This is a genomic window from Orrella daihaiensis (assembly GCF_022811525.1).
GTDB lineage: Bacteria > Pseudomonadota > Gammaproteobacteria > Burkholderiales > Burkholderiaceae_B > Algicoccus > Algicoccus daihaiensis.
In genome coordinates this window covers 1,261,447-1,280,917 of record NZ_CP063982.1, presented here as the reverse complement: position 1 = coordinate 1,280,917, position 19,471 = coordinate 1,261,447, and the positions used below count along the sequence as shown (strand labels likewise).

Sequence of the window (19,471 nt, the reverse complement as noted above, 5' to 3'; positions counted from 1 at the left end):
CGATGACCCTTTGAACCACTTGTAAGAGGATTTTTGACATGACAACGGACGTATTGACCACGACACTTGATGACATGGTGCCCGCGAGCCTGGGCAGCGACCGGCCCTACAGCGCAGGCCTTGGTAACGACATCGTCAGTTACAACGGCAACTCAGCTGATTACCTGATCACCCAGGATCACGCCAAAGTGATTGTGTTGCCGCTCGGCGACCTGAGCGACCCGGATATTTGGGTCAACGTCGAAAGCTTGCTGTTTGTCGACCGAGCCCATTCGGTCAACTACGACAGTGCCTACGGGCAGATTGCGGCCCTGTATGACAAGCTCTTTAATCGCCAGGCTGATCTCGACGGGTTTCAATATTGGGCTACCCAAGCCAAAAACGGTGTGAGTATGGGCGCGATCGCCGTGTCAATGCTCAATTCGGATGAATACACCCGCATCACCGGGAAAGACTTCGACGCCCTTGAAACCACTGAACAAGTGGAAATCCTGTACGAGGAGATCCTGGAACGTGATGCCGATCAAGCGGGCCTTGATTACTGGGCCAATGAATTGTCTTCTGGCAACTCTGCCGACAATGTGGCCGCAACCATGATGCTCCCAACCTTCCAGGCCAGCCGCAGCTTCATGGAGCCAGCCCTGTGGAATTTTTTCATGTGAAAAGGCGAAGCTGGCAATGAAGCAGCAAAACTAAGCAGCAAAACTGCCTGGCAACATCAAACTTAAAGACCATATCTGGTGACTGATATCGTTACCGAGTGGCCTGGCAGTCGATACAATCTGTCACATTGTTAATTTCATCATTCATTGTTTCGCGTGGGGGGCCAATGCCCACCACGCCATCGATGTGACACACCATGACTTCTGCTGCCCAAACCATTTCTGCTGCCCAAACCCATTCGCTTTCATCCAATCCACTGCTTGGCTGCGTTCACCAGCTCGTTGACTACGCCGCTGTCAAGCCCGAGCACATCGTGCCGGCCATCGAAGCGCTGCTCGCTCAGGCCCGTGGGGCCATCGATGCGGCCGCGGATCCGTCATTACCGGCGACCTGGGAAGCGATCGTGACGCCACTGGATGACGCCACCGAACCACTGTGGCGAGCTTGGTCAGTGGTGGGGCATTTGAAGTCAGTCGTCAACACGCCTGCTTTGCGTGAAGCTTATAACCAGATGCTAGGGCCGGTCAGTGAATTCGCAACCTGGGTGGGCTTACACGAAGGACTGTTTAAGCAATACAAGCGCTTGGCTGACAGTCCCGAGTTTGGACAATGGCCTGCTGTGCGTCGCCGGGTGATTGAACTTGCGCTGCGTGATTTCCGGTTAAGCGGTGTGGAACTTGAGGGTGACTTAAAAACCCGATTCGCTGAGGTTTCCGAACGACAGTCAGAAGTCTCGCAGAAGTTCTCTGAGAACGTACTGGATGCCAACGACGCCTGGACACTGGTACTGGACAGCATCACGGAACTCGATGGCGTGCCTGCCGACGTGGTAGCTGCGTTCAAGCAGGCAGCGATGGACGATGAGGCCATCGATACCTCATCTGGCGACAAATTCAAGCTGACGTTAAAGATGCCCAGCTATTTGCCAGTGATGCAATACGCCACCAATCGTCAACTACGACATACCCTCTATAAAGCCTACGCCACGCTCGCCTCTGATGAGGGTGATCCGCAATACGACAACTCGGCACTGATCGAGGAGTCGCTTGCCTTACGAGCTGAAAGCGCAAAATTACTAGGGTTTCACAACTTTGCCGCGTTGCAGCTTGAGACCCGTATGGCAGACACCCCAGAGCAAGTGCTGCAGTTTCTGCGCGAGCTCGCCGCCCGGGCATTGCCTTACGCACACCGTGACCTCGATGAACTGAAAGCCTTCGCTAAAACCGAGCTGGGCTTGGATCCGATGGAACCCTGGGATGTCGCCTTTGCCTCCGAGAAATTGCGTCAAGCCAAGTACGACTACTCCGAAGAAGAGGTCAAGCAGTACTTCACCGAACCCAAGGTGGTGTCCGGGCTGTTTGAGCTCGTGAGCAAGCTCTTTTCAGTTAAGCTCATTGATGAACCGATGCCAGCTTGGCACGCAGATGTACGCGCCGCCCGCGTAGAAAATGCCGCCGGTGAGCTGATTGGTCATTTAGTGATTGATCTTTATGCCCGCACCGGCAAGCAAGGCGGCGCCTGGGTTGGCAGTGAACGTAACCGTCGCCGCAGTTTGCAGGCATTGGCTACGCCCGTGGTGTACTTAACCTGCAACTTCGCCAAGGGTCAAGGTGGCAAACCAGCTTTACTGACACATGATGACGTCATCACCCTGTTTCATGAATCGGGTCACGCCTTGCATGCCCTGCTGTCAGAAGTCGATGAACCGGGCGCTAGTGCATTTGCCGCGGTGGAGTGGGATGCGATTGAACTGCCATCGCAGTTCATGGAGAATTTCTGCTGGGAGTATGACGTCCTGAAGTCGCTCACAGCTCACGTCGATACTGGGCAGCCGCTACCCGAATCGCTGTTCAATAAAATGAAAGCCGCCAAGAACTTCCAAAGCGGCATGCAGACGGTGCGCCAGATTGAGTTTGCGCTGTTTGACATGCTGTTACATCACCAACCGGATGGCATGGGCATTGGCGAAGTGATGCAAACACTGGATGCCGTGCGCAATGAAGTGGCCGTCATCAAACCACCCACCTGGCATCGGTTCCCACACGCCTTTACCCACTTATTTGCCGGTGGTTATGGCGCTGGCTATTACAGCTATAAATGGGCGGAAGTGCTCTCGGCAGATGCATTCGCAGCATTCGAAGAGGCGCAAAGCACGCTGGACCCCACCACAGGCGAGTTGTTCAAGCGCGAGATCCTGTCTGTGGGTGGCATGCGACCAGCGACTGAGTCGTTCAAGGCCTTCCGCGGCCGTGATCCGCAAATCGATGCGCTGCTGCGTCACTCGGGAATGATCACATCAGACCAGGAGCCTGCGACAGCCTAGGCGAAGTTTGACTACGTGAATGCCAAAGCAGGCAAGCTCAGGTTTTTATAGAATGAGGGTTTGAATTGTCACCAAACTGTGACACCGCGGGATATTTGACTCCCGGCCTTGTTGATCAAAGATCTGACGCCCACATGACCATGACTGCACCAAACCCCGCCCGCCTGATCGATGGAAAAGCGCTAGCAGCGCGCCTGCGTGGCAAGCTACAACAAAAGATTCAAGACTGGGTTGAGCAAGGCAAGCCTCGCCCTGGCCTAGCCGTGATTCTGGTGGGTGCAGACCCGGCATCGGCCGTGTATGTGCGCAACAAGATCAAGGCCTGTAAAGATGTCGGTATCGAGTCGTTTCATCACACATTCGGTGCGGATCTGTCTGAAGCAGCGCTCTTGGCCCAGATTGCCGAACTGAACGCAGACCCTAACGTGCACGGGATTCTGGTGCAGTTGCCACTGCCCAAGCATATCGATCCGCAGAAGGTCATCGAAGCGATTGATCCGGCCAAAGATGTTGACGGGTTTCATCCTGCTAATGTGGGTCTTTTGGCGATTGGCAAGCCGCGTTTTATTCCCTGCACACCGTTTGGTGTCATGAAAATGCTCGAAGACGAACAGGTGCAATTGCGTGGCGCCACGGCCTGTGTGGTGGGAGCGAGCAACATCGTGGGCAAACCCATGACGCTGCTCTTGCAAGCCGCTGGCGCCACAGTCACGATTTGCAACTCCAAAACACGTGACTTGGCATTTCATACTAAACACGCTGACGTGCTGGTGGTTGCCACCGGCCGCCCCAAAATGATCACCGGCGACATGATCAAGCCCGGCGCCGTGGTGATTGATGTGGGCATCAATCGTCTGGATGACGGCAGCTTATGTGGTGACGTCGACTTTGAATCCGCCAACACTGTGGCCAGCGCCATCACACCGGTGCCTGGCGGCGTGGGCCCGATGACCATCGCCATGCTATTGGCGAACTGTCTGGGCAGTGCCAAGGCACATCACTGACTCAGTCTTAGGCAGGGAAAGTCGCTAGCAAGTAACTAGCAAGCAATAGCAAGTAACAATTAAAAAACTTAGGCAGCAAATGTATGACAGACACCATCACCCGAGAAGAGTTACACCATCGCAAGCTTGATCTGCGTTTTTACAGTCGCTCTGACGGTTTGTATGAAGTGGTGGCCGAGATGATGGACACCAAGTCGCATGAATTCAGACTGCAATTACGCGATCAAGCGCTGGCACCGGGCACACCGATTCACCACATGATCATGACGCTGGTGATTGACGAGTATCTGGTGGTCAAAGACATCAAGGCGCAGATGAAAGCTACGCCGTTTGGCGTTTGCCTAGAGGCACAGAACACGCTATCCGGTGTGATTGGGCTACAAATTGGTCCGGGCTGGACTAAAAAAATTAAAGACCTGCTCGGTGGCAGTGCTTCATGCACGCACCTGATGGAGCTACTAGGCCCCATGGCCACGACCGCATTTCAGGGCATGGCGCCCAAACGCATGCAAGCCGTAGACCGCCCAGAAAACGAGCACATGCGGGTGGGCAAGGTCAACAGTTGCTACGCCTATGCTGAGCACCGGGAGGTGATTGCCAGGCTTTGGCCAGATCTCTACAAACCCAAAGCAGGTAGCTAAGCACACCAATCATCAACAGCAAATCGCATGGAGGCATGCGCGCCGCTGTCATGCCTTAGCGTCACTTCCGTGTGAGAGACGGATAGATACCAAGTTTGCCGCTGTGCATTGGGCTTGCGTTTAGCAAAACCAGCTGGCGTTAGCAGCGCTAAGCACCAAGATGGCTGAGGACCGCTCACGGATCGATACAAGATACCACCGACACCAGCCTGCCTGACAGTCCTGGCAAACTGTTGTGTCGCGTTGTAGTCGGTCGGGTGCTGCCAGTATCGCGCGTCATCCGCAAGCGGTGCCTTTTGAAGGTCAACCACCGTGGTATTCACCTCTGCCGCAAATGCTGTATGGGCAACAGGGTCAAGACGGTCAAGATCCGTGGCATCGCGCAAGAACCGCCATCGCCAATAGCCTAGTTCGGCTCCGGCCGTTCTGATTGTCTGGGCACCGTAAAAAACACCCGGGTCAGAGGCCGCTCTGAATCGTGAGCCACCACGATTGGGGTAATACCTAAACGGCGTTGCCAATAAATAATCAAGCTGCTGCGTGTCGTCGGGCAAACCCGGTTTGCTGGTTTCAACCAGCGTTTCTAGCAAATCCTGCTCTTCCAGAGTATCCACGAGCTTCATGGTTGCCGCAATGTATTGCGACTCCACCATGCGCCAGACTTGGCCACGCCAATCGAAAGCTTCAGACGATACTGCGGTTGGCGTCCAAGTAATGAGCGACATTGACCAATCCTTCTGCTGTAACAATTAAATCAATCGGCCTGCTGTTGAAGGCCGCGTTGGGACTCTGTAACCATTGGCGGGCGGTCTGTTCTTGACCGACGATGGCATCGAGCGATCTAAAGACCCTGATGAATAACAGGGCAAGCTCCCATTCTTTGCGGCGTTGATCGAGCAAATACTCACCCTTGTATAGCCGAGAAATGGTGGGCTGGCTAAGACCTAGTAGGCAAGCCAGTTGGCGACGCGTCACATCAAGCCGATCGGCTGCCCGCACAACCGCCTTTGTCAACACCGTGGCGGGATCTGCGACCGAGTGTTTTTTTTTGCACACAGTATTGTTTTGATGAAATCATGGCAAGACCCATGTTTATTTCTATAGAATAAATTATACATATTTATTTTTATAGAAATTAGCAAATTCGAAACGCTGCACATCAAGCGCATTGAAGTTGACTGCCTCCCCGTCCTAAACGACGAGGAGGTTGTCAACCGTAGTCGGTCAGCGCACCAGATCCGTTGCGCATGAAATACCGTGCGCTGACTCAAAGCCTGGTGGCGCATATCCGAAGCCAAACGCACACCCATGTCGAGCCTGATGACTAAGCCCGCTGGCCAGACGCTTGGGGCAGACGCGTGATAGCCAGAGCTCACGCCAAGCGCAGAGAGTCTGAATCAAAGAAGCGAAGGCATGGTTAGGTTAAGCCCAACAAGCAACCACCAACCCCACAAACTGACTTGAATCAAGGCAAGGGAACTTGCGCGACTGCTAACATTCCAATCTAGTGCATATATTGCTTCACACAGAATCATGACAGCGTACGCCAACACAAACACACACGGCCTAAACCATCTCTTGAAGCGCCTGCTGGCCATCGCGATTCTTGGCCTGGTGGCTCTCTTGGCGGGTTGCTCAGAACGCTCCCCTGATTGGCACCTCTACGAAGTCAGTGGCCACTTGCCTGATCTGGAGTTCGAACTCCAGGCTGCCGGCGGTAAGACCATGACCGAGAAAGACCTTGAGGGCAAAACCGTGCTCATGTTCTTCGGATATGCAAGCTGCCCTGACATCTGCCCCACCACCATGGCACAGTTAAGCGAAATCATGACCAATCTCGGTGATGAGGCTAAGGATGTGCGCATTGTGTTTGTCAGTGTTGACCCCCACCGCGACACACCGGATGTTTTGCAGGCCTATGTCGATGCGTTTAACCCCAACGCCATTGGGCTAACTGGCGATGAACGAACCATTCGGCGTTTAGCGCGCAAATACCGTATCGCCTATCAAATTGAAGCGCCCAAGCCTGGCGACAATCCGGATGTCTATAACGTCACCCACAGCCAGGGGGTGTACATTTTTGACAACGAAGGGCAAATCCGTTTGCTCGCCTCAGACTCGGAAGATACAGCGGCTTTTACCGAAGACCTCAGAAAACTGATTCGGATGACGAGTTAGGCGTTCGTCGCACTTGTGGAGTTGGTTGATACACTGTTCCAACCGGCTAGTTGCTTAAAGAGTCAGCATGAAGACTCAACAGTGCAAGCGATATGGATCACCCCCTTGCAGAACTGATATCAATTGAGCCAACCTTTTTGTGACAAGACGGTGTTGGCCAGTTCGATTTGCCTCGGCGTGAATTGCCTCTTGCGCTCACCCCATTCATAGGTGAGCCTTATCAACTCGCTCATGGAACTTACTTGCGACTGCGTCTGCACCCAGTGGACTGTCGACAACAATTCAAGTCCAAATGATGACTCAAAGCCCTCAACGAGCCATGACACTCGATCCACCCTTGCGCTCGTTTCCGGATAACCCTCCAGAAAACGAATAGCCATTTCTAAAGCACCGGGCAACAGCTCTAATTCTTTGTCTGGGGCATCGCCACCGTCTGCATAACCCACCAGCAGCTGTCCTTCGATCGCATGCAGAACATGTCGCAGGTTTTCTGCATAGGGGCCGTAGAAACCTTGCTTGTACCTTAGCCTTAATGGTTCACCCGCGAGTTGCAGGAAATACAATAATTTGTGGATTTCCAACAAACTCACTGCTGGATCCATGAGGCCTTGAAGATATCGGCTCATCAGCGCGACCAAGGCAGCTCGGCCCGTGGTCATGTGACATGCCGATGTCACTGGCGTCACCGCCCTGGCAGCTGGCGCACCCTGAGGCTCAAACACAGTCACTTGAACATCTGGCAATTCAGAAAAAATAGTCTCTATGAGCTGGCTAACCCGATCCCAATCAAGCCCACCTAGTCCACAGCCCAAAGCAGGTATGGCAACTGACTCAATGTTGAACCGGCGCAAATCAGATACCAAGGCGCGCAGGCCAGATTCAATATCCTCGATCCGACTTTTGTCGCGCCAGTGTCGTTTGGTTGGAAAGTTAATGATGAAGCGAGGATTCATGGGCAAATTTGTCTCATAAACAAACATCTCGCCCGCAACGACCTTACCAAGCCTGCACGCTTGCGCATACGCTTTGAAATTATCTGGGAACGCCTTTTTGAATTGCAGGGCGACACCTCGCCCCATGACGCCAACACAGTTAACGGTGTTGACGAGCGCCTGTGATCGCTCACGAAGAATGTCGCCGGTTTTGTACGTGATCAAAGCCATCCCCCCAGGAGCTACCTAGTAGTACCAATCAGGCTTAATGTCCACTTTTGGCCTGTGGGCAGTACGATCTAAAACAGATACCACCAATCCATACGTGCGACGATTTTGCACGACAATTCGTTGCACAAGAGCCCACGGAAAGCACTCCTCTACCAAAAACTCGGCCTGTTTACGCTCCTTAACAGATCTATCCACGCGCGGGCCACCCCAAAAATTTGTAGCGATCGACTTCCAATCCAGCTCACTCAAGGCACTTAGATGCGCTCGGTCCTCGAAATATGCAGCTCCGGCATTGCTCAGCGTAAAGGCCCAACGCTTTTTATTAGAATCAGCCCACTTCACTGCCAATTCTAAATCTGCTTGGAGATGCAAGATTGGCTCCTGTCCACCACGATAAATCAAATTGGGCTGGTTGGCTCGATGCAGAAGATAAAGCATCACGGACTTGGCACAAAAATAAAACGGTACACATTGTCCCACGCGCAAACCTGGATGACTTCGGAGCGTCAACTCAGTCAATCTCCTGCGCTTGATTGTGGGCATGCCAATCACCGTTCCCATGCCATTGCGCTTAGTCATCCTTGCATCGCACCACAAATATCCATCCGACACAATCGAAGCAAGCCGATCCACATGGACGATATGGAAAATTTTTGGCGCATGAGGCACTAACAACTTAACGTCAACCCTTGGTTCTCGTGAGCCAATCACACATTGCTTCAGCTCGACTCTTACGAGTCGAGACACACTGAGGATTAACGTAAGAAGACAGTTCCCTTCGGTGCTGTCAACAGTACGAACCAAGCGCTGGCATGGCACAGTGAATTAATTAGGGTATATTTTACTGTATTTATATACAGTATTACTATCTTGAATGACATTAGTTAAGACTTAATTTGCTTGAACAAGCTTTGCTGCGGTGTTCGTTAAAGCAGTGCGCAAGCCTTCGTCAGTCACCGGTTGGTGGAACGACAACATGATGAGCGTCTGATCAATTGTCACGCTCTGCTCGCCAGACAAAGCCAACAAGTGGGCCAAGTGTTCTGTCAGCGTATCAACCACTATCGAGCTACCCTGACATCTGCCCCACCAACATGGCACAGTTGAGCGAAATCATGGCCAAGCCCGGTGATGCAGCTAAAGATGTGCTCATTGTGTTTGTCAGTGTCGACCCTCATCGCGACAATCCAGATATCTATAACGTCACCCACAGCCAGAGGGTGTACATATTTGACAACGAAGGCCAAATCCGTTGCTCGCTTCAGACTCGGAAGGCACAGCGGCTTTTACTGAGGACCCCAGTTAACGCGAAGATATCAGACAGTTATTCGAATAGCCATGGAATTCACAGGTTGGTTCATGCGAACTCTCATCCAGTGTTCGGCTGCCTGCCTGCCATGGCAATCAATCGGATGATGACGCCTGCACCGAGCACGGCACCGGCCAGATCAAAAACATGCGGCACGCCCAAGGCACTGTCTGGCACGATTGTCAAAACACCCGCAACCATCAAAAAAATCCGACCAAGGGCGCCAACAGGCTGCCGGAACCACCCAACACCGCCCACCGAGATCAGAAAGACCCCAGCAATCGCTGTCATGACATCCAAGAAGATAGACAGTGGCTGACCAATCATCAACAGCGTCGGCGAGAACACAAACATAAATGGAATGACATAAGCTACCCAGCCGATTTTCATGGCTTCAATACCAGTTCGCATGGGTGGTGCACCACTGATACTGCTCGCAGCGAACGCCGCAATGGCCACCGGTGGCGTGATCATAGACATCAAACCGAAATAAAGTACGAACATGTGAGCAGCAAATGGCTCAATACCGGCTTGCACCAGGGCTGGCGCGATCAAAGTGGCGAGCAATAAATACACACCCGTGGTTGGCATACCCATGCCGAGCACTATGCAGACAACCGCTGAAACCGCCAGAAGAATGAAGACATTGTCCATGGCAATGCCGAGCAGGGCCAAGGTCAAGGCAAACCCAAGCCCTGAAATATTGAGTGCACCAATTAAAAATCCAGCCGCCGCCAGAATCATGAACAACGTGACAACGGTTTTGCCGGTATCCACGATGCCTGACCAAACTGCCGTCACCGACAGGCGAGCACCATCGTATGAGCGCAACATACCCACGATGATCAAAGAGGCTGTCGCCCACAGGGCTGCTACTGAGGCACTCTCGCGGAAATAAAAAAGTGCAACGAATAAAACTACGAAAGGCACAATAAAGTGCCAGCCACGTCTGATGATCTCATTGACACTTTTACTGGAGATCTCCACCTGGACGATTGAATCACGCCCGGCCAGCAAATGCGCGTAGATAAACATCGCCAGGTAATACAACAATGCTGGAAATACAGCTGCCACCACGACTGCTGAGTAGGGTACTGATAAGAACTCTGCCATCAAAAATGCAGCCGCCCCCATAATAGGCGGTGTGAGTTGCCCGCCGGTTGACGCAACCGCCTCAATCGCGCCAGCCCTCAAGCGGCTGTAACCAGCCCGCTGCATGAGCGGAATGGTAATGATGCCTGTTGAAGTGACATTGGAAACAGCACTACCGGAAATCGAACCAAACAGAGCCGACCCCACAATTGCGGCTTTGGCAGGTCCCCCAGGCCTGTTACCAACGGTAGCCATGGCTACGTCGGTGAAAAACGTACCACCCCCAGCTTTGAGCAATGTTTGCCCCAGCAAAATGTAGAGCACCACGACTGCCATACCTATCTGAACCGGACTGCCAAATAAAGCACTCAAATCCATGGCAAGGTATATCACCAACCGCTCTATTGGAATTTCACGCGTACTCAAGGCACCGCCCAATAGATGCCCAAACGCGGCATAAATAATGAAGCCCAGCACAATCAGGAACAAGGGCATACCCGCCGAACGGCGTAACGCCTCTAGCAGCAACACAATGGCCGACCCGGAGATAAACAGTAGCTCTGGCGTTCGGTAGGGTATATCAAACAGTAGTTGCTCATACTGAACAGCCACGTAGCCAAACAAACCAACAGAGAACCCTGCCAGACTAATACCGAATAAACCGGGCTTAAATGGAATTGCATTTGGAGACTCGGTGGAGTCAATTGCACTTTTAGTCACTGCTGGGTGAGTTAGATAGACAATGGCAAGCGCGGCTGCCAGAACAATCGATATAAACTGAGGACCGTGAAGAGCAGCATTGAATAACCTGCTGGGCAACTGCAGTGCCCATGTCAGGGAAACCAGCACAATAGTGGCTGCCAGCAACGCGATCGTGATCTCGAGCCACGCTTTTTTAGGTTGGCCCACTTGATTGGTCAAATTGCCTTGACCTGGATAACCATCACTCATCCTAGTCCTGCATTGCCGTTACTACACAAATACAATTCACTTGACCACCTGGACTGTTGGTCCCGGTGGTCAATGTGCTTAGCTCAATAACTCATCAACAGAGCCACCTACCACTTGCCAGCCTCGCGATAGTAACGCTCAGCACCCGGGTGGTAGTCCACGGGGTGCCGCTCAAGCATGTTGTCTGGTGTCAGGTTTCTGAGTGTTGGGGTTGCCTGCGCCAACTCCCCTGTGTTCTCTGCAATAGTCTTTGTGACCGCATACACAACATCATCAGAGACGCCTGCGTTGGTCGCCAGGAAACCGCTCCATGACATCACATTCACATCCTCATCGACACCAGGCAACTTTGAGCCCTTCGAAAGCTGTCGATGCTGCGCCCCAGGGAATACATCTTGCATTTGTTTCAATGCTTCCGGTGTATTCGGAATGGGAATAAAACGTATGCCGCCCTGGCGTTCCAGCTGGCTATTAATTTCCCGTGCCTTACCACTGGTGGGTCCCACCACGGCGGCATCAACCCGCCCTTGCCCGAGCATTTCCATACCCTGAACATAATTGGCTACCGGAAGGCCTTGCACATCAGCTGAAGTCAGGCCAGCCGTATTCAAAATTGCATCCTGTATGTAGCGTATCGTCAGGTGAGAGGCGTACCCACTTGGCATGCGTTTACCTTTCAGGTCTGCCAGGGTTTTGATGTCACTATCGGCCGGCACGGCAATGCCGATTGGAAACTGGAACATCGCGCTTACCAAGCGCAAATCATCGTGTTTGCGACCATTGAAGATGACGTCACCTGACTTTGCCCAAGCCAGCTCGACGGTATTCAGGATGGCGAACTCCACATCGCCGTTATTTAACAGCACCACGTTTTCCGATGAGCCAGAAGTGGGTTGCACCAGCAGCCGTGCTGCATCTTTTTGCGTCACCAGCGACGAGATCGCTGAGCCAACAGCGTAATAGGCCGAACCCTGTGGATTGGTTGCCAGTGACATTGTGCCTTGTGCAACAGCTACGCTCACCGAGGCAGCCGAGAACAACCCAATTGCTATACGGGCATACGATTTGAATTTCATATATTTGTCTCCTGATGAATAAAAGTGATGGGACTCTGAGGAATCCTCTTGCTTTTACTGCGGCTATGGGTGTACCGTTTTTTTGAGATTTACGGTATCACATGAGACAGCCAGATGGATAAAAATCTCAATATTTTCAATTTTCTAGAACAAAAACTAAAAAATTTTTTCAACTTGGGAGACAGTGTTGGGCGGTTCAGGGAGCAACAAAAATCCATTGGCTGACGTCGCTTTTGATGAAGCATCGACAACCTCCTGTCAGCCACTTTCGCCATTTGCGGGGCTAACCGTACTCGATGTCAGTCAAGGCATTGCTGGCCCCTATTGCGGCACGATTCTTAGCCAACAAGGCGCCACGGTTTACAAGGTCGAGCCGCCCGCTGGCGATTGGGGTCGTGCAGTTGGCGCGAGTACCCAAGGCATGAGCGCGTTAAGCACCAGTGCTAACGGTGGCAAGCTCGCCGTGTGCATCGATGCTAGCAATCCTAGCGGGGTCGCGCTGATGACGCGTCTGGCCAAACAGGCTGATATTGTGATCGAAAGCTTTAGGCCTGGCGTGGCAGCCCGCGTTGGCTTGGATGCGGCCGTGTTGCAAAAAGCGCGACCGGATCAGATCATATTGTCTGTCTCTGGGTTTGGCGAGCACGGTCCGGGTGCTAAGCGGCCCGGCAGTGACACCGTATTACAAGCAATGTCGGGCATGATGCACTTGAATGCGACCAATGACGGTATACCGCGGCTCGTGCCCATGTATCTGATTGACATGGTTACCGCGCTATACGCCTCGCAACTGGTCAGTGCCGCATTGCTCGAGCGGGAACGCTCAGGCAAGGGCCGTCACTTAAAGATATCGTTGCTTGAAGCCGCAGCAGCCTTACAAATCGTGCCCGGACTCGAGTCGGTGTTGCGTAGCAGCCTGCCAGCAGGCCAGCCCCCAGTGCCATCAGGCGTATTTAAAACCCTCGATGGCTTCCTCAGGGTGACGTCGCTCACGCAACGCAATTTCGAAGCGCTCTGTCAGGGACTCCAGCGAACTGACTGGTTAGAGAATCCCGACTTTGGTACCAGCCAAGCACGACTGGCTAATGCCGATCGGCTCAATGCTGCTGTAGCAGATATTCTCAGCCAAAAAACTGCCAAACAATGGTTGGACACGCTTGAGCCGCTAGGCGTGCTGTGCGCAACGGTGAACGACTACGCTGCGTTTCGTGAAGACCCACAGGTCAAGAGCATGGGGATTTTTGTGGATGTTGAGCAGCCTGGACTCGGTACCGTACCGATGCCCAGACATCCTGGCCTGACTGCCGCTCCTGAGCCCTCACCTACCCTTGGCCAACACTCAAAAGAGGTGCTATTGGCATTGGGCCTAACAGAAACGGAGATCGAGATCTTGATTGACTCCAAAGTCGTTCTCATGTCTAGCGTGACGTCGGAGCCCGCTAAATGACTAACTCAACTGAATCCAGGGCCAGCCTTGGCAACTATCGTGCGGTTGTCTGCTCTCAATATGGCAGCTTTGAGGATCTGCAGCTTCAAACCTTACCGCGGCAGCCTTTGGCGCCAACCCAAGTCCGTATCGCCGTCGCCTATGCTGGTGTGAGTTTTGCGCATTCGCTGGTGGTTGCTGGCCTGTATCAGCGCAAACCACCGCTGCCGTTCACACCAGGCACTGAAGCAGCTGGCACCGTCATCGAAGTCGGGGCAGAAGTCGGTCATCTGCAAGTCGGCGATCGGGTTTGCGCCGTGCTTGATTGGGGTGGCTACGCCGAAGAGGCAGTGGTTGATTCTGTTGGTGTATTCCCACTTGCACCAGAACTACCTCTAGCACCCGCCATTACATTACCCATCTCCTACGGCACTTCTTATGGTGCCCTGATATGGCGTGCCAGATTACAGGCCGGGCAAACTGCACTCATATTTGGTGCTGCTGGCGGCGTTGGGCTAGCCGCTGCCGAGATTGCTCGAGCCGTGGGCGCCAAAGTGATTGCCGTGGTAAACGGTGAATCGAAAGCCCATGCCATGCACGAACGTGGCTTTGAGCAAGTCATAGACGCCAAATCCTCTAATCTGCGTGAAGCAGTCAACGCTTTGACTTCGGATCATGGTGTAGATGTCGTGTTTGATCCGATCGGTGGCGATACGACAGATCAAGCATTGCGATTGTTAGCCGACGATGGCAGGTTGCTCACCATTGGCTATGCAAGCGGCACGATTCCTCAAATACCCACCAACATTCTGCTCTTAAAAAACATCAGCGTGATGGGATTTAACTGGGGACAATATGTTGGCTGGGGCAAGGTTGACGAGCGCCTGGTCTACGGCGATAAAGTCCGAGCGGCTATTGAACAGTTAATGGCATGGTGGCAAAGCGGAGATATCCAACCAAGCATCTACAAGACACTACCACTTGGCGAATTTGTGCAAGCCATGCAAATCATCAAGAGCCGCGATGCCATTGGACGTGTTGCGCTTGACACCAGTCAGTGATCGAGAAACTCAAGGTCAAACCTCACTTACTCAAGACGTACTCAAAATAATTGCCAGACTGAAATATGGAAACAGGCTGAGCGAGGCCAGCAGAATCTCTATCGCCATCTCAAACTCTGAGCCGTGTCAGCAGTGCCACTAATTTGACAATTGTGGTGAAAGGCTCGGGCTCTGACCGTGCCGTGTACTTTTGCGCCAATGACTCGGCGCGTTGCGTAGCCACAGACAACCGGTTACGTGTAATACCGAAGAGTCCCGCTGCCCCCTTCTCGTAACCGGGGATGTGGGTTTTGAGGCGACGCATTACCTCATCTCGATGGATTGGGGCTTGAATGTCCTCGTAGTGAAGTAGGAGCCAAAGCTCGAAGCTAGGTACTGATGCAATCGCCTGAAAACGGATAAGCGCTTTGTTGTCATTTTTGAGCTTACCGTCCAGTGACTCGGCCACGGTTAAAGCATCGTAGTAGCTGACGTGATTATCACGGTCAAAAACAGCGTACACCTGCTCGAATGCGCGCGGCTGGATCTTCTTGTGTTTGTCGCCGAATTCAAAGAGTTCCTTGGCATAGTGCACCACCTGGATGGGGGCAGTGCCGAGTTCGCTGGGCCAAACTTCGACATTGGTCGTGTGCAGTCTGCAGGCCTTGCGGATCTCGCAGAAATAGTTAGGCTCGGTCTTGGCACCTTCCGAAACGATCAAGATACGGTCATAGCTGGCACGCCGCGCTAACTTGCGCTCGAGCTGCTGACGTTGGCGTTCTCGTGGAGAATTGTCACGCGCCATCAGTCATGCAATCCCAATGTGTGGTCGAGCAGCGGAATTCCACCGTACCGCCCAATTAAATAGCCCCGTTCCAGGGCCTCGTTCTTGCGCGGACTGAATTCCGACAAACTCACGAGTTTCGAGGCCTGATCAAGATCTTTCTCCACGAACCAGATCTGGTCACGTCTAAACAGATCCGGGGCATCCAAAAGCGAGGTGTCATGGGTAGTAAAAATTAGTTGCGCACCGCCGGTGTTGACTTCTGGACGGTGAAATAGCCGCACGAGTTCTCGCACAAGCAAGGTATGCAGGCTGGTATCCAACTCGTCAATTATTAGCGTCAGTCCCTTGCCCAGGATGTCGAGCACTGGACCAGCGAGAAACAGCAAGTTTCTTGTACCGTTGGACTCATCCATCAGATCAAAGACCGCTTGACCCTGTTCTGTCACGTGTGAAAATCGCAGCTGATGCTCTTCTACTTCCTCATTGCGCAATTCCGTCTTTCCGGATGCCAGATCAAAATGCACCGCCTGTCCAGGAACCTTGCGCGTAACCACCTCAATGTCTGAAATGCTCATATCAGCGGCTGACAAGAAGTCACAGATCTGCCGACGACCTTCCGCTTGCTTTAGCATCTGGATGGAGACCTGTGGGTTCAGCTGCGCCTGCTCATTAAAAATCACCAGGCCATTGACGAACCAATCGAATAACGGACGAAGCGCATCGCTGTTGAGCTGGACTGCCATCGACAGAAACAAGGCATTCGGACGCGTCGCCCCTTCCCATAGATTCTTTGGTCCCTTCAAGCCAGAACCAAATTCATATACATCCTTGCCCGCCTGTTCATCGTAATGACGCTCGAACCAACGCTGGGGCTTAAAGGCCTTGTAGACCAACAAATGCTCGCTGACGATACGCTCGGTTGTCATTGAAAACCCGTACTGATACCGAACACCGTCGATGATGCATGTCACTTCAAATGCTGTCGGTTCTCTAGCCGATTGATCATCAAGTCGAAATGGCTGTACGGCAAATGCCTGTCCAGGCTGAATCACAGTCGCCGACTCCGCGACCACCCCCCGCATGTACTGCATCGCCTTGATCAAATTAGACTTGCCGCTGGCATTGGAGCCGTAAATGACGGCGCTGTGCAGCAGCCTTGGTGCGGCCTTAAGGCCTGTGCTCACCGTATGCGTGTCTTGCAGCGTCTTGTCCTTGGAGGCGACAAGGCTGAGCACCTGCTCTTGGCGCAGGGAACGAAAGTTCTCCACCCTAAACTCAACAAGCATCATGCGACCCATTTTTGTATAAATAAAAATTATATTTGCATACAAACTGCAATTAATTAATTTATTATACTATTTGTACAAAAATAAACTAGATTTCAACGGGGCTGCTGACGCTTCATTAGTACAAATCACAGTACTGACTACGTCTACAAGTTTGCCTGTCTTTACTTAGGCGATGATCTCAGCTTCCCCAGATCCACTCATCGCGGTCAAACTCATTGACCAAACTCTCCCACTGCTGTTCTTGGGCTAGCTCGACTTGGCGATCAGGCGATCTATCGCCCTCTTGAGCCGAAAGCGCGAATAGCCGATCCCAGTCTGCGCGTGGCATGAGCTTGGTATCGAGGTTGTTGTGCTGGTCGTTGTTTGCGTTGTTAGGTCCGGACTCACTCATCGATGGCTTCGTTAGGCGCAAAAGGCCGCAAAGTATGGCATAGGTTTGAATGAACTCGCGTCTGCACTTTAGCCTAGCGCCTGGCCGCATCAAGCTTGGCCGCCGCATCCCTCAAAGCCGTGCGCAAGCCCTCTTCAATTACCGGGTGGTAGAACGGCATGGTGAGCATCTGGTCAATCGTCATACCCTGCTCGCCAGACCACGCCAACAAATGTGCCAAATGTTCTGCCACAGGCCCTACCATCTGGGCACCAACAAAACGACGGGTTTGGATGTCAGCATAGATGTGCATCAGGCCCTTGTTTTTAAGCATGACGCGCGAACGCCCTTGGCCACTGAAATCTAGCTCACCAGTGACAAATTTGCCTTTTTCTAGCTTGTCAGGACCCAAACCCACCATCGCGATTTGCGGGTCGGTAAACACAACCCCCAGACCAATGGTGCGTTTACCTGGTTTGACATCCGGATAATTGGCTGCATTCAGGCCAGCAATATGACCTTCGTCTGCCGCCTCATGCAAGAGCGGCACATCATTATTAACATCACCTGCGATAAACACGGGCAGAGCGCCCACTTGCAGTGTCTGCCGATTAAAAGCCGGAACTCCCTGAGGATTGACTTCGATATTGGCGCTCGCCAAATCAAGGCTAGCGACGTTCGGACGGCGGCCCGTTGCCACCAAAACATAGTCAAATCTCTCAATACATTCGCTGTTATCTAGTTTGATATATCTGACCTCAACCTCGTCACCGACCCGTTTGGTTTCAAGCACCCGAGCATCGGGATCTAGATAGAACTCATCCTGGAATATTTTTTTAGCAGCCTGGCGCACTTTAAGATCCGAGATACCGGCTAGCGAGCCGCTCATGCCAAACACCCGAACAGTGACACCTAGTCTTGCCAAGGCCTGGCCGAGTTCCAGGCCAATCACCCCAGGTCCGAATACCACCACCCGCTTTGGCAAATCATTCCAGGCAAACACATCGTCATTAACCACCAGACGGTCACCAAGCTCTTTAAAAGGTGGCGGCACACTAGGGCTAGAGCCCGTGGCGATTACCACCGTCTTGGCATGAACCCTGGTGTGATCGTCGACTTCGAGCACGCCTGGAGCAACAAACCTAGCAAAACCACGCAACTTGTGTTCAGCCGGAATATTCTCCACACCCTCAAGCACAAACCCTACAAAGCGGTCACGCTCACGCTTGACCCGATCCATGACCTCTTTACCGTCGACTCGAACTACACCGTCTACATGCACACCAAATGGATCCATGTGTTGTGCACTGTGAGCGGCTTCAGCTGCAGCAATCAAGAGCTTTGAGGGCATACACCCTACCCGCGCACAAGTGGTGCCATACGGCCCACCTTCGATCATGATGACAGATTGGGTATTGCCCGATTTGATCGCCGCTTTATAGGCGGACAGGCCAGCAGTGCCCGCGCCGATGATGGCAACGTCTACATCGATTGATTTCATGGCGGTTCCAGTTGTTTGCTTTGACACATCAGCAACTACTGTAACGCAGCCAACCTCAATGGATCATGAACTCAGATCAAACCTGACCCTACTGCCATGGAGCATAAACCACCATATGAAGCCATGTGTCTGAACGATTGATTAATTCCAATCGATATTGAGCTTACGACCAGTTGCGGCGCAATCGCGCAGATACATGTTGATCAAGGTTTGATAAGGAATGCCGGATTCTTCAGCCATGCGTTTGAAGTAATCCAGGGACGAATCATCAATTCGGATAGTGACCGTTTTTTTAAGTCGCCTAGCATACAGATTAGGTCCGGCCTTGGAGAAATCATATTGTTTACGCATCGAAAATCACCCTAGATAGTTACGAGCCTCACTTCGAGTAACTTTGCGGGCAAAATGCTCCTGATCACATTGCCATGTCTACGTTCGCAATGAGACACCATCAGTAAACGATACAAATGACTGATACCCAGCACCAGAAACCGGCGCTCCTGCGATGAATGATCCGGGTCAGGCATCAGTTTGGCAAAATCATCGGCAAAGACCGATGTCGCTTCTTCGAATGTGACTTGATGTTCAGTCAAGTTGGATTTGGCTTTGTCTGGATCCCACTCAAACATGATAGACATGTATTTACATCGTCATTACA

General features: G+C 52.5%; 19 protein-coding genes. 7 read left to right on the top strand and 12 right to left on the bottom strand.

The window, feature by feature from the left end:
• Positions 1 to 38 precede the first annotated feature (38 nt).
• The 4 genes from DHf2319_RS05930 to DHf2319_RS05915 all read left to right on the top strand — a co-directional run bounded on the left by DHf2319_RS05930 (position 39) and on the right by DHf2319_RS05915 (position 4,631).
• Positions 39 to 662 carry a DUF4214 domain-containing protein gene (locus tag DHf2319_RS05930; RefSeq protein WP_243479879.1) on the top strand — a complete coding sequence of 208 codons (624 nt, stop codon included), beginning with the start codon at positions 39 to 41 and terminating at the stop codon, positions 660 to 662.
• A 197-nt stretch (positions 663 to 859) separates the two neighbouring features.
• Positions 860 to 2,986: a M3 family metallopeptidase gene (locus DHf2319_RS05925; RefSeq protein WP_243479878.1), complete on the top strand. Its 2,127-nt coding sequence runs from the start codon at positions 860 to 862 to the stop codon at positions 2,984 to 2,986.
• Positions 2,987 to 3,126: 140 nt separating this feature from the next.
• Complete coding sequence (gene folD, locus DHf2319_RS05920; RefSeq protein WP_243480029.1) at positions 3,127 to 3,990, top strand: bifunctional methylenetetrahydrofolate dehydrogenase/methenyltetrahydrofolate cyclohydrolase FolD; 864 nt, start codon at positions 3,127 to 3,129, stop codon at positions 3,988 to 3,990.
• 83 nt (positions 3,991 to 4,073) lie between these two features.
• Positions 4,074 to 4,631, top strand: a complete 558-nt coding sequence (locus DHf2319_RS05915) for a DUF2889 domain-containing protein (protein ID WP_243479877.1) — start codon at positions 4,074 to 4,076, stop codon at positions 4,629 to 4,631.
• On the opposite strand, the gene DHf2319_RS05910 is transcribed toward DHf2319_RS05915, so the two are convergent.
• Both DHf2319_RS05910 and DHf2319_RS05905 read right to left on the bottom strand, forming a co-directional pair.
• Positions 4,628 to 5,356 carry an RES family NAD+ phosphorylase gene (locus DHf2319_RS05910; protein WP_243479876.1) on the bottom strand — a complete coding sequence of 243 codons (729 nt, stop codon included), beginning with the start codon at positions 5,354 to 5,356 and terminating at the stop codon, positions 4,628 to 4,630. The genes DHf2319_RS05915 and DHf2319_RS05910 overlap by 4 nt on opposite strands.
• Complete coding sequence (locus tag DHf2319_RS05905; RefSeq protein WP_243479875.1) at positions 5,316 to 5,648, bottom strand: antitoxin Xre/MbcA/ParS toxin-binding domain-containing protein; 333 nt, start codon at positions 5,646 to 5,648, stop codon at positions 5,316 to 5,318. The genes DHf2319_RS05910 and DHf2319_RS05905 overlap by 41 nt, the downstream gene beginning before the upstream one ends.
• Before the next feature lie 516 nt (positions 5,649 to 6,164).
• Here DHf2319_RS05905 and DHf2319_RS05900 point away from each other — a divergent pair.
• Positions 6,165 to 6,809 (top strand): SCO family protein, encoded by a 645-nt coding sequence (locus DHf2319_RS05900; protein WP_243479874.1) that lies wholly within the window; start codon positions 6,165 to 6,167, stop codon positions 6,807 to 6,809.
• A 119-nt stretch (positions 6,810 to 6,928) separates the two neighbouring features.
• On the opposite strand, the gene darG is transcribed toward DHf2319_RS05900, so the two are convergent.
• The 4 genes from darG to DHf2319_RS05875 form a co-directional block, all read right to left on the bottom strand.
• Complete coding sequence (gene darG / locus DHf2319_RS05895) at positions 6,929 to 7,972, bottom strand: type II toxin-antitoxin system antitoxin DNA ADP-ribosyl glycohydrolase DarG (RefSeq protein WP_243479873.1); 1,044 nt, start codon at positions 7,970 to 7,972, stop codon at positions 6,929 to 6,931.
• A gap of 15 nt (positions 7,973 to 7,987) precedes the next feature.
• On the bottom strand, positions 7,988 to 8,641 hold the full coding sequence (gene darT, locus DHf2319_RS05890; RefSeq protein WP_256462173.1) for a type II toxin-antitoxin system toxin DNA ADP-ribosyl transferase DarT: 654 nt from the start codon (positions 8,639 to 8,641) through the stop codon (positions 7,988 to 7,990).
• Positions 8,642 to 9,341: 700 nt separating this feature from the next.
• Entirely contained in the window at positions 9,342 to 11,324 is a 1,983-nt protein-coding gene (locus DHf2319_RS05880) for a TRAP transporter permease (RefSeq protein WP_243479872.1), read from the bottom strand.
• 107 nt (positions 11,325 to 11,431) lie between these two features.
• A complete protein-coding gene (locus DHf2319_RS05875; protein ID WP_243479871.1) occupies positions 11,432 to 12,400 on the bottom strand; it encodes a TAXI family TRAP transporter solute-binding subunit in 969 nt (322 codons plus the stop codon).
• 217 nt (positions 12,401 to 12,617) lie between these two features.
• Between DHf2319_RS05875 and DHf2319_RS05870 the strand changes: the two genes are divergently transcribed.
• Positions 12,618 to 13,847, top strand: coding sequence for a CaiB/BaiF CoA transferase family protein (locus DHf2319_RS05870; RefSeq protein ID WP_243479870.1), 1,230 nt, complete (start codon positions 12,618 to 12,620; stop codon positions 13,845 to 13,847).
• A complete protein-coding gene (locus tag DHf2319_RS05865; protein WP_243479869.1) occupies positions 13,844 to 14,887 on the top strand; it encodes an NADPH:quinone oxidoreductase family protein in 1,044 nt (347 codons plus the stop codon). Before DHf2319_RS05870 ends, DHf2319_RS05865 begins: the two co-directional genes overlap by 4 nt.
• Positions 14,888 to 14,996: 109 nt before the next feature.
• Here DHf2319_RS05865 and DHf2319_RS05860 read toward each other — a convergent pair whose 3' ends face one another.
• The 6 genes from DHf2319_RS05860 to DHf2319_RS05835 all read right to left on the bottom strand — a co-directional run bounded on the left by DHf2319_RS05860 (position 14,997) and on the right by DHf2319_RS05835 (position 19,451).
• Positions 14,997 to 15,671, bottom strand: a complete 675-nt coding sequence (locus tag DHf2319_RS05860) for an RloB family protein (RefSeq protein WP_243479868.1) — start codon at positions 15,669 to 15,671, stop codon at positions 14,997 to 14,999.
• Positions 15,671 to 16,921: an AAA family ATPase gene (locus DHf2319_RS05855; RefSeq protein WP_243479867.1), complete on the bottom strand. Its 1,251-nt coding sequence runs from the start codon at positions 16,919 to 16,921 to the stop codon at positions 15,671 to 15,673. The genes DHf2319_RS05860 and DHf2319_RS05855 overlap by 1 nt, the downstream gene beginning before the upstream one ends.
• 199 nt (positions 16,922 to 17,120) lie before the next feature.
• On the bottom strand, positions 17,121 to 17,333 hold the full coding sequence (locus DHf2319_RS05850; protein ID WP_243479866.1) for a hypothetical protein: 213 nt from the start codon (positions 17,331 to 17,333) through the stop codon (positions 17,121 to 17,123).
• 73 nt (positions 17,334 to 17,406) lie between these two features.
• A complete protein-coding gene (locus tag DHf2319_RS05845) occupies positions 17,407 to 18,813 on the bottom strand; it encodes a dihydrolipoyl dehydrogenase (protein ID WP_243479865.1) in 1,407 nt (468 codons plus the stop codon).
• Positions 18,814 to 18,954: 141 nt separating this feature from the next.
• Positions 18,955 to 19,164: a BrnA antitoxin family protein gene (locus tag DHf2319_RS05840; RefSeq protein WP_243479864.1), complete on the bottom strand. Its 210-nt coding sequence runs from the start codon at positions 19,162 to 19,164 to the stop codon at positions 18,955 to 18,957.
• An 11-nt stretch (positions 19,165 to 19,175) separates the two neighbouring features.
• Positions 19,176 to 19,451, bottom strand: coding sequence for a BrnT family toxin (locus tag DHf2319_RS05835; protein WP_243479863.1), 276 nt, complete (start codon positions 19,449 to 19,451; stop codon positions 19,176 to 19,178).
• Between the last annotated feature and the right edge of the window lie 20 nt (positions 19,452 to 19,471).

Coding starts and splice junctions, on each gene's coding strand:
- DHf2319_RS05850 (WP_243479866.1), bottom strand. CDS start 17,333: ATGAGTGAGTCCGGACCTAACAACGCAAACAACGACCAGCACAACAAC.
- DHf2319_RS05860 (WP_243479868.1), bottom strand. CDS start 15,671: ATGGCGCGTGACAATTCTCCACGAGAACGCCAACGTCAGCAGCTCGAG.
- DHf2319_RS05880 (WP_243479872.1), bottom strand. CDS start 11,324: ATGAGTGATGGTTATCCAGGTCAAGGCAATTTGACCAATCAAGTGGGC.
- DHf2319_RS05845 (WP_243479865.1), bottom strand. CDS start 18,813: ATGAAATCAATCGATGTAGACGTTGCCATCATCGGCGCGGGCACTGCT.
- DHf2319_RS05930 (WP_243479879.1), top strand. CDS start 39: ATGACAACGGACGTATTGACCACGACACTTGATGACATGGTGCCCGCG.
- DHf2319_RS05865 (WP_243479869.1), top strand. CDS start 13,844: ATGACTAACTCAACTGAATCCAGGGCCAGCCTTGGCAACTATCGTGCG.
- DHf2319_RS05875 (WP_243479871.1), bottom strand. CDS start 12,400: ATGAAATTCAAATCGTATGCCCGTATAGCAATTGGGTTGTTCTCGGCT.
- darG (WP_243479873.1), bottom strand. CDS start 7,972: ATGGCTTTGATCACGTACAAAACCGGCGACATTCTTCGTGAGCGATCA.
- DHf2319_RS05915 (WP_243479877.1), top strand. CDS start 4,074: ATGACAGACACCATCACCCGAGAAGAGTTACACCATCGCAAGCTTGAT.
- DHf2319_RS05900 (WP_243479874.1), top strand. CDS start 6,165: ATGACAGCGTACGCCAACACAAACACACACGGCCTAAACCATCTCTTG.
- DHf2319_RS05835 (WP_243479863.1), bottom strand. CDS start 19,451: ATGTCTATCATGTTTGAGTGGGATCCAGACAAAGCCAAATCCAACTTG.
- DHf2319_RS05910 (WP_243479876.1), bottom strand. CDS start 5,356: ATGTCGCTCATTACTTGGACGCCAACCGCAGTATCGTCTGAAGCTTTC.
- DHf2319_RS05840 (WP_243479864.1), bottom strand. CDS start 19,164: ATGCGTAAACAATATGATTTCTCCAAGGCCGGACCTAATCTGTATGCT.
- DHf2319_RS05925 (WP_243479878.1), top strand. CDS start 860: ATGACTTCTGCTGCCCAAACCATTTCTGCTGCCCAAACCCATTCGCTT.
- folD (WP_243480029.1), top strand. CDS start 3,127: ATGACTGCACCAAACCCCGCCCGCCTGATCGATGGAAAAGCGCTAGCA.